Here is a 7,663-nt window from a genome sequence, read left to right as displayed (position 1 = left end):
GACACCCCCGCGGAGCGACTCCGTGGTTTACTGACAACCAATTGACCCTCGGGTGTTGCATCGATCCCTTGAATCCGCCCGACCGCCCGCACCCATTCGCCACAAATGGCCGCTATCAAATCGCGAAGCGCATCCATTCACCACAAGTGGCCGCTATTGACCTGCGGATAGCGGCCACTTGCGTCCAATGGCTGCCCACATGCGCAACCATGCGATCCGCGGCCCGCAGCCCGCACTGCCCAGCCGGCAGCGCGGGGCCAGGGCGGGCTCACGGCGGGCGAATTTAGGCGTCCTTGAGGTCGATGCCCTTGGTTTCAGGAAGCTTGAACACCGCGAGTGCTGTGGCGAGGCAGAGCACAATGATGTAGACGCTGGAGAGCCAGCCCAGGCTCCAACTGTTGAACAGGGCATTCAGGTAGGGTGCCGTTCCGCCAAAGACCGCGACCGACAAGGAATAGGCAAAGCCGATGCCCTGGGTTCGGATCTTCGTGGGGAAGTTCTCGGACAGCACGGCGGCGAGGAGTGCCCCCGGGATGGCGACGATGCACAGGGCCAAGCTGGCGGCGACGGCGAGTGTCCAGCCTTCGCTCGTGATCATGCCCATCAGCGGAAACTGCGAGGCGACCATGGCCACGGAGAAGCCGATCAGCAGGGGTCTGCGCCCGATCCGGTCCGAGAGCCGACCCCAGAACGGCAGGCTGATGAGGGCAAGCGATTGGGCGATCACGGAGGCCCAGTACGCGGTCTGCGGATCCATCCCCCGCTGGGTGATGGCGAAGGTCGAGGCGTACGAGGTCCAGGTGTAGTGCGCGGCAGTGATGCCCGACGTCATGGCGATCATGAGCAGGACTGCGCGGATGATGGCCTTGCGCGGGATCGGTGCAACCTCGGCGGCCGCCGCCTTGGCTTCGAAGACTTCGCTCTCTTCCATGCTCCGGCGAAGGTAAAGCGCAGCCAGCGCCAGCACGGCCCCGAGGAGGAAGGGGATGCGCCATCCCCATTGGGCAACACCGGCCGCGCCCAGAACACTGGTCACGCCGCCGCCCACGACATAGGCCAGCACCGAGCCGCCAAAAATGGCGACGAAAACAATGCTTCCCCACTGCCCGCGTTTGGCCGGAGGCGCGATCTCCGCGATGTAGGTGTTGGCCGTGGCGGACTCACCGCCGTGGGCGAAGCCCTGGGCAACCCGGGCCAGCAACAGGAGCACGGAGGCCCAGATTCCCACCTGGTCGTAGGTTGGCATCAGCCCGATCAGCAGCGAGCCGCCGGCCATGATGAGCATGGTGGTGATCAAAACGAACTTGCGCCCCCGCCGGTCCGCGATCCGGCCGAACACGATGCCGCCCAGCGGGCGCATGAGGAAGCCGACGGCGAAGACCGCCAGCGTGGAGAGCAGCGCCGAGACGGGGTCTTTGGAATCGAACATCGCGGCCGCAATGAACGGCGCAAAGACGGCGTAGGCGCTCCACTCGTACCACTCCAGGACGTTGCCGATGGTGCTGGCGAACATGGACCGCCGTTTGGAGCGTTGATCGGAACGGGTCTGTTGCTGCCTGGAGGGCGGGGCAGCCTCAAGTCGGATGGTGCTATCCATGGTGGTTCCTTCCCTACTGCGCTGTATGAGGAATTCGGGTTCGGAGGCAATGACTGGGGAGGCCGTGGCACCGGTGGGGGCCACAGCTCAGGATCGGAGGGCGCGCGCCGGCGGCCCGCCTGCGCTGACTTTGAGGCGCCGCTGCGGACAATCCGCTCAAGCAGACCGTCTTCGAGGGACGGCCCGCTGCGGCGAACTTCGGTGCGGCCTTACTTCAGGCGGGTCGCGAGCCGTTCGGCGACGTCGAGCAGTTGCGGCACGCCGTGCTCCATGGCGGCGCCGAACCCGGTGTCGCCCGGACGTTCGCCGCGCAGCCAGCGGGTATGGATCGCCTCGCTGAAGATCGCTGCCTTCCACAGGGCCAGAGCCTGGTACCAGGGCAGCGGCGTGAGGTCCAGGGACATCCGTTCCTGGTACCGGTCGATCAGTTCCTGCCGCCGAAGATACCCCGGAAGCCGTGTCACCGGCGTCAGTTCCATCGTCGTGAACGGCTCGTCGGCGTCGGCGTAGGTCGCGGTCAGATAGCCGAGATCGGCCAGCGGGTCCCCCAGCGTGGCCATTTCCCAGTCGAGCACGGCGGTCACGCGCGGCGGCCCGTCCGGGGCGAACATCAGGTTGCCGGTGCGGTAGTCGCCGTGGATCACCGAGTCGCGCTGGCTTTCCGGCCGGTTTTCCTCCAGCCACGCCGCCAGGCGTCCGACGGCGGGCATGTCCCGTGTCGTGTTGACGTCCCACAGCGAGGCGAACCGGGCGACCTGGCGTTCGAGGTAGCCCTGGGGGCGGCCGATCCGGGCGATCTCCCCGCCGGACACGTCCAGGGAGTGCAGGTCCGCGAGGGTGTCCACCACGGCCTCGCTCGTTGCCCGGCGCGCTGCCAGGGGGTCGAGGTGCGGGGGAACCGTGTCGGTGAGGACCGTGCCGTTGAGGTGTTCCATCAGGTAGAACGGCACCCCGAGGACGGCGTCGTCCTCGCACACGGCAAGGATCCGCGGAACGGGCATGCCCAGCGGTGCCAGGGCCAGCTGGATCCGGGCTTCCCGCACCATGTCGTGGGTGGACTTGGGCAGCGGCGGGCGGGGTCCGCGGCGGAGCACGACGTCGGCCCCGTCCCGGCGGATCCGGAAGGTCACGTTCGACTGGCCGTCGCCGATCCGCTCCCACTCCAGGGGGCCGGAACCCAGACCTTTCTGGTCCAGGAAGTCGCGGACGGAGTCCAGGATGAGCAGCGGCGGCCGGGTCAGCGAGGCGGCCTGCTCCGGGCTGTCGACAACCTCGGGCTGGGCCGCTCCGGTTGCCTCCGCGGGCGTCATGATCCGGCTCCTTCGGGGAACTGGGCCGTGCCCAGGAACGGCTCGCCCCCGGCAACCGCGCGCCGCCGCTGCGACGAGGCACGCCGCGAGATGGCCCATTTGTGGGTCTCGTTGGCGCCGTCGTAAATCCGGAACGGACGGACTTCGGCGGCATACTGTGCCAGCGGCAGCCCGTCGGATACGCCGTCGCCTCCGCAGAGCTGGATGGCCCGGTCGATCACCCGGAAGACAGCCTCGGAGCAGTGCACCTTGGCGATCGAGGACATCGCCGAGCCGGCCTTGGGATCGGAGACCAGGAGGGCGGCGGTCTTGGTGATGATCGCGTCCGAGGTTTCGATGTCGATCACGGACTGGGCGATCATCTCCTGGGCGATGCCGAGCTGCGCGATGGGTGACCCGAATATTTCCCTGGTGTCGGTCCGGTCCAGGGCGATGTCCAGCGAGCGCCGCGCCAGGCCGAGCCAGCGCATGCAGTGCGTGAGCCTGGCCGGTCCCAGCCGGACCTGGGCGTATTTGAAGCCGCGGCCGACTTCGCCGAGCACCGCTTCCGGCCCAACCACCACGTTGTCGAAGTGCAGGTTCGGGTGGCCGCCGGCGATGGTGCGGTCGATGGTGTGGATCGGGTTGCCCAGCCTGACGCCACGGGCATCCATGTCGACCAGAAACATCGTCGCGCTGTCCGGTTCGTTCCCGGTATCGGGCGTCCGTGCCATGACAATCGCGAAGCCGGCGTGCTCGGCCCCGCTGGTGAAGCGTTTGTCCCCGGTGATGGTCCAGGAATCGCCGTTGCGGACCGCGGTGGTCAGCAGCCCCGCGGGGTCCGAACCCGCCCCCGGGTGCGGCTCGGTCATACCGAAGCAGGAGAAGGTGTCACCGGCCGCGAGCGGGGCGAGGTACTGCTTTTTCTGCTGCTCGGTACCGATGATGTTCAGCATGTGCATGTTGCCCTCATCCGGCGCCATGCAGTTCAGGACGGCCGGCCCGATCGGGGAATAGCCGGCCTCCTGGAAGATCGGGGACCACTGGTCCACCGGCAGGCCCTGGCCGCCGAAGGCGACGGGGACGTGCGGGGCGAACACGCCGGCGGCTTTGGCGGCTTCGCCGAGTTCGCGGCGGAGACCGTCGTCGAGGCGTTCGCCCGGTCGCGGCTCGGCGGGAATCACCACGCCGCGGATGAAGTCGCGCGTGCGGAGCCGGAGGTCTTCAACGGCGGGAGGCCGGGAGCTGAGGTTCATGAGGAGGTCCTTTCGGGCCGGACGGGCTGGGCGCTGGGGCGCTGACGGTAGGCGGTGCGGCCGTTGAAGCTGAGGCGTTGGGCCGCTGACGCTGAAGGTGGTCGCTTGGCTGCTGAAGCCGAGGCGCTGAAGCGGGTGCTACGCCGTGCCGCCGGCGGCGAGCAGACCGCCGTCGACCGTGAGTATCTGGCCGGTGATCCAGCCTGCGTCCGGGGAGGCGAGGAACGCGACGGCGGCGGCGACGTCCTCGGGGACACCGAGCCGCTTGAGCGGGTAGTGCCCGGCGACCTCTGCTTCCTTGCCCTCGTAGAGCGCCTTCGCGAACTGGGTCTTGACGACGGCGGGGGCGACGGCGTTGACGCGGACCTCGGGGCCGAGTTCGACGGCGAGGGTGCGGGTCAGGTGGGAGACCGCGGATTTGCTGATGCCGTAGAGCCCGATCCCTTCGGACGGGGTGTCGCCGGTGACGGAGGAAATGTTCACGACGCAGCCGCCGCGGTCCCGGAAGGCCAGCCCGGGGTGGGACAGCGCGCCCTGCACCCAGGCGAGGGTTCCGATGACGTTGACGTTGAAGACCTTGCGTGCGGCGTCCAGGTCGAGTTCGGCCAGCGGACCGTAGACCGGGTTGATTCCGGCGTTGTTGACCAGGATGTCCAGGCCCCCGGTTTCGCGGGCAATCAGCTCGAAGACGGCCTGCTGGTGCCCGGCGTCGTCCGCTTTGCCGGCCACGCCGTACGCGGTGCCGGCGGGGAAAGTTGCGACGGCGTCGTCGAGGGTTTCCTGCGTCCTGGCCGTCAGGATGACCCGCGCACCTTCCGCAGCGAGCCGGCGGGCGATGGCCAGGCCGATGCCGCGGCTGGAGCCGGTCACCAGGGCGGTCTTGCCGTCGAGCCGGTGCGGGATGGTGGGCTGGGTTTCGTTCTGTCCGGTCACGTTCAGTCCTTCAGGTTCAGGCCGCGGAGTTCCCGCCGCTGGATCTTGCCGGTGTGTGTTTTGGGGAGATCGTTCAGGATGTAGAGGCGGCGCGGATACTTGTAGGCGGCCAGCCGCTCCTTGGCGAAGGAGACCAGCTCGGTGTCGGTTGTATGTTCGCCGGCTTTCAGGGAGACGTAGGCGACCACCGCTTCGCCGCTGTAGCTGTCCGGCTGGCCGACCACCGCCGCTTCGAGGACCGCCGGATGTTCGTAGAGGGCGTCTTCGACTTCCCGGGGCCACACCTTGTAGCCGGAGACGTTGATCTGGTCCTTCATCCGGTCCACGAGGTAGATCCAGCCGGCCGCGTCCATGATGGCGACGTCACCGGTCCGCAGCCGGCCGCCGGGAATCGCTGCTGCGGTTTCTGCCGGCTTGTTCAGGTAGCCGGGGGTCACCTGCGGCCCGCTGAGCTCCAGCTCCCCCGGCTCCCCGTCCGGAACCGGTTCGCCGTCGAGGCCAATGACCCGGGCCAGGAGATTCGGCAAGGGCACGCCGATCGCGAGCGTGCCGCTGGCGGGGTCGACCGGCGCCACCGAGCCGGGCGGGACGGCGATCACGGCCGAGGCCGTCTCGGTCATGCCGTACACGTTGTGGATGTACTGCCCGAACCGTGCCTGGAAGGTGGCCACCGTGGCCGGCGGGATCGGCGCCCCGCCGGAGTAGATGTACTTGAGGGTCGCGAACTCCGCGGCCGTCGCGTGGGCCAGGTCCAGAAGGGCGTTGAACACGGTGATCGACCCGATGACGTGGGTCACGCCGTGCCGGTTGAAGGATTCGAGGATGACCTCCGGGCGGACCCGGTTGATAAACACCAGGTTCACGGGATGGATGAGGGCCGTCACCGCGGTTGCCACCGCACCCGTGATGTGGAACAGGGGTGCGACGGCGAGTACCACGTCGCCCGGGGCCAGATCCTGCCATTGCGCGTAACCCGTTGCCACGGTCAGCACGTTCCGGTGGGTCCCCAGGGCGCCCTTCGCCGGGCCGGTGGTTCCCGAGGTATAGGTCAGGAGGGCCACACTGTCCCCGGTGAGCGGCGGCGGCACCGGGACCTGGCCAAACCTCCGCTGGAGGATCGAGTGCAGGTCCTCCCCCGTGCGTTCCAGCCGGTCCGGCGAGCGGAAGACCCGCGGATCGTCCTCGCTTTGGAAGTCCAGGTCCGAGGTAGTGATCGTCCACCCCACGCTGCTGCCGCGGAGCGTCTCAGTCACGCCGTCGCGCTCGCGGTCCAGGCAAACGATCCCGACGGCGCCCGAGTCGTCGATGATGTTGCGGAGCTCTTTGCCCTTGTACATCGGGTTCAGCATCAGCGCCGTCCCCCCGGCCTTCCAGATCGCCAGCATGGACAGGGCAAACTGGGGGATGTTCTGCAGGTAGATGCCGACGGCATGTCCGGGGCCAACGCCCCGCTGTTGAAATTCGACGGCGAGCGCACCGGTGAGCGAGTCGACGTCGGACGCGGACAGCGACTGGTCGAAGTAGGTGACGGCGGTGGCGTCCGGCGCTTCCCGGACGCGGTGGGCCCAGGCGTCGTTGATGGTCCCGGCGGCCGGCTGGGTGCGGGGTGGGACGCCGTCGGGATACAGGGCGGTCCAGTGTGGGTCTGCGGTTTCGTTCACGGCGATGAGTCTCTTCTTCGTTGAACAGAGGACAGTGAATCTTTGCGCGACTTGGCCTACTTTACCGAGCGCTCGCTCGGTTTTATCGAATATAGTGTAGATACACAACTACGGCAAGGGGTCACGGGGACATGGTGGGACAGGGTGCCAGGCAATCAACGACGCCGGCCGCGGCAGTGGGCGCAGCAAAGGACGCAGCGCGCCCGGGGGCTGCGAGCGCCGCGGGAGCGTGGCAGGATTTCTCGCCGCCGGCACTCCGCCCGGCCCTGGCGGCGGCCTTGGCCTGCTTCATGGAAAACGGCTACCACGGGACGACGATCCGCCAGGTCGCCACCCGGGCGGGGCTGTCAGTCCCCGGCCTCTATCACCACTTCCCCTCGAAGCAGGCACTGCTCGTGGCCCTTGACGACGAGGCCATGAACGAGCTCTGGAACCGGAGCACGGCCGCCCTGGCCGACGGCCCGCAGTCGGTGCTGGACAGGTTTGACCGGCTGATACGCTGCCTCACCCTCTTCCACGCCCACCGGGGCGAGCTCGCGTTCATCGCCCTCAGCGAGATCCGCAGCCTGGAGGGATCCGCCCGCGCCGAACACATTGCGGCCCGCGACCGGCAGCAGGCGCTGCTCAGCGGGATCATCGACGAGGGTGTGGCCACCGGGATCTTCGACGCGCCCCACCCCCGCGAGACCAGCCGCGCCATCACCACCATGTGCACCGGCGTGGCCCAGTGGTACCGGATCGACGGCGAACTCACGCCCGAGGAACTTGCGGACCGCTACGGCAGGCTGTGCCGGTTGACCGCAGGGGCAGCCGCCGGCAGCTGAGGGGCTCCTCCGGCGATGGAACACTCCCTGCGCTTGTGTTCGCCGCGCGCGCACCCACCCGCCCGCACCCATTCACCACAAATGGCCGCTATTCACCCACCCG

Annotated in this window: 6 protein-coding genes; 1 reads left to right on the top strand and 5 read right to left on the bottom strand. The window is 68.3% G+C overall.

Annotation, left to right across the window (positions count from 1 at the left end):
• Positions 1-283 precede the first annotated feature (283 nt).
• From BJQ90_RS13280 to BJQ90_RS13260, 5 genes are all read right to left on the bottom strand, one after another.
• A complete protein-coding gene (locus BJQ90_RS13280; protein ID WP_226760727.1) occupies positions 284-1,597 on the bottom strand; it encodes an MFS transporter in 1,314 nt (437 codons plus the stop codon).
• Positions 1,598-1,806: 209 nt separating this feature from the next.
• The gene (locus tag BJQ90_RS13275; RefSeq protein WP_226760726.1) at positions 1,807-2,907 is read right to left on the bottom strand and encodes a phosphotransferase family protein; all 1,101 of its coding nucleotides are present in this window, start codon (positions 2,905-2,907) and stop codon (positions 1,807-1,809) included.
• Complete coding sequence (locus tag BJQ90_RS13270; RefSeq protein ID WP_226760725.1) at positions 2,904-4,142, bottom strand: acyl-CoA dehydrogenase family protein; 1,239 nt, start codon at positions 4,140-4,142, stop codon at positions 2,904-2,906. The genes BJQ90_RS13275 and BJQ90_RS13270 overlap by 4 nt, the downstream gene beginning before the upstream one ends.
• A gap of 138 nt (positions 4,143-4,280) precedes the next feature.
• A complete protein-coding gene (locus tag BJQ90_RS13265; protein WP_226760724.1) occupies positions 4,281-5,075 on the bottom strand; it encodes an SDR family oxidoreductase in 795 nt (264 codons plus the stop codon).
• 2 nt (positions 5,076-5,077) lie between these two features.
• The gene (locus BJQ90_RS13260) at positions 5,078-6,736 is read right to left on the bottom strand and encodes a class I adenylate-forming enzyme family protein (protein WP_226760723.1); all 1,659 of its coding nucleotides are present in this window, start codon (positions 6,734-6,736) and stop codon (positions 5,078-5,080) included.
• A 131-nt stretch (positions 6,737-6,867) separates the two neighbouring features.
• Here BJQ90_RS13260 and BJQ90_RS13255 point away from each other — a divergent pair, with 131 nt between their 5' ends.
• Positions 6,868-7,560 (top strand): TetR/AcrR family transcriptional regulator, encoded by a 693-nt coding sequence (locus tag BJQ90_RS13255; RefSeq protein WP_226760722.1) that lies wholly within the window; start codon positions 6,868-6,870, stop codon positions 7,558-7,560.
• Positions 7,561-7,663 lie beyond the last annotated feature (103 nt).

Source organism: Arthrobacter sp. SO3 (assembly GCF_020532825.1).
Taxonomy (GTDB): Bacteria; Actinomycetota; Actinomycetes; order Actinomycetales; family Micrococcaceae; genus Arthrobacter.
The sequence above is the reverse complement of the archived record's forward strand: the minus strand, read 5'-3'. Positions and strand labels throughout refer to the sequence as shown.

What these genes read in the sequence shown, in the direction of transcription:
- BJQ90_RS13270 (WP_226760725.1), bottom strand. Translation starts at nt 4,142, where the DNA reads ATGAACCTCAGCTCCCGGCCTCCCGCCGTTGAAGACCTCCGGCTCCGC.
- BJQ90_RS13255 (WP_226760722.1), top strand. Translation starts at nt 6,868, where the DNA reads ATGGTGGGACAGGGTGCCAGGCAATCAACGACGCCGGCCGCGGCAGTG.
- BJQ90_RS13275 (WP_226760726.1), bottom strand. Translation starts at nt 2,907, where the DNA reads ATGACGCCCGCGGAGGCAACCGGAGCGGCCCAGCCCGAGGTTGTCGAC.
- BJQ90_RS13280 (WP_226760727.1), bottom strand. Translation starts at nt 1,597, where the DNA reads ATGGATAGCACCATCCGACTTGAGGCTGCCCCGCCCTCCAGGCAGCAA.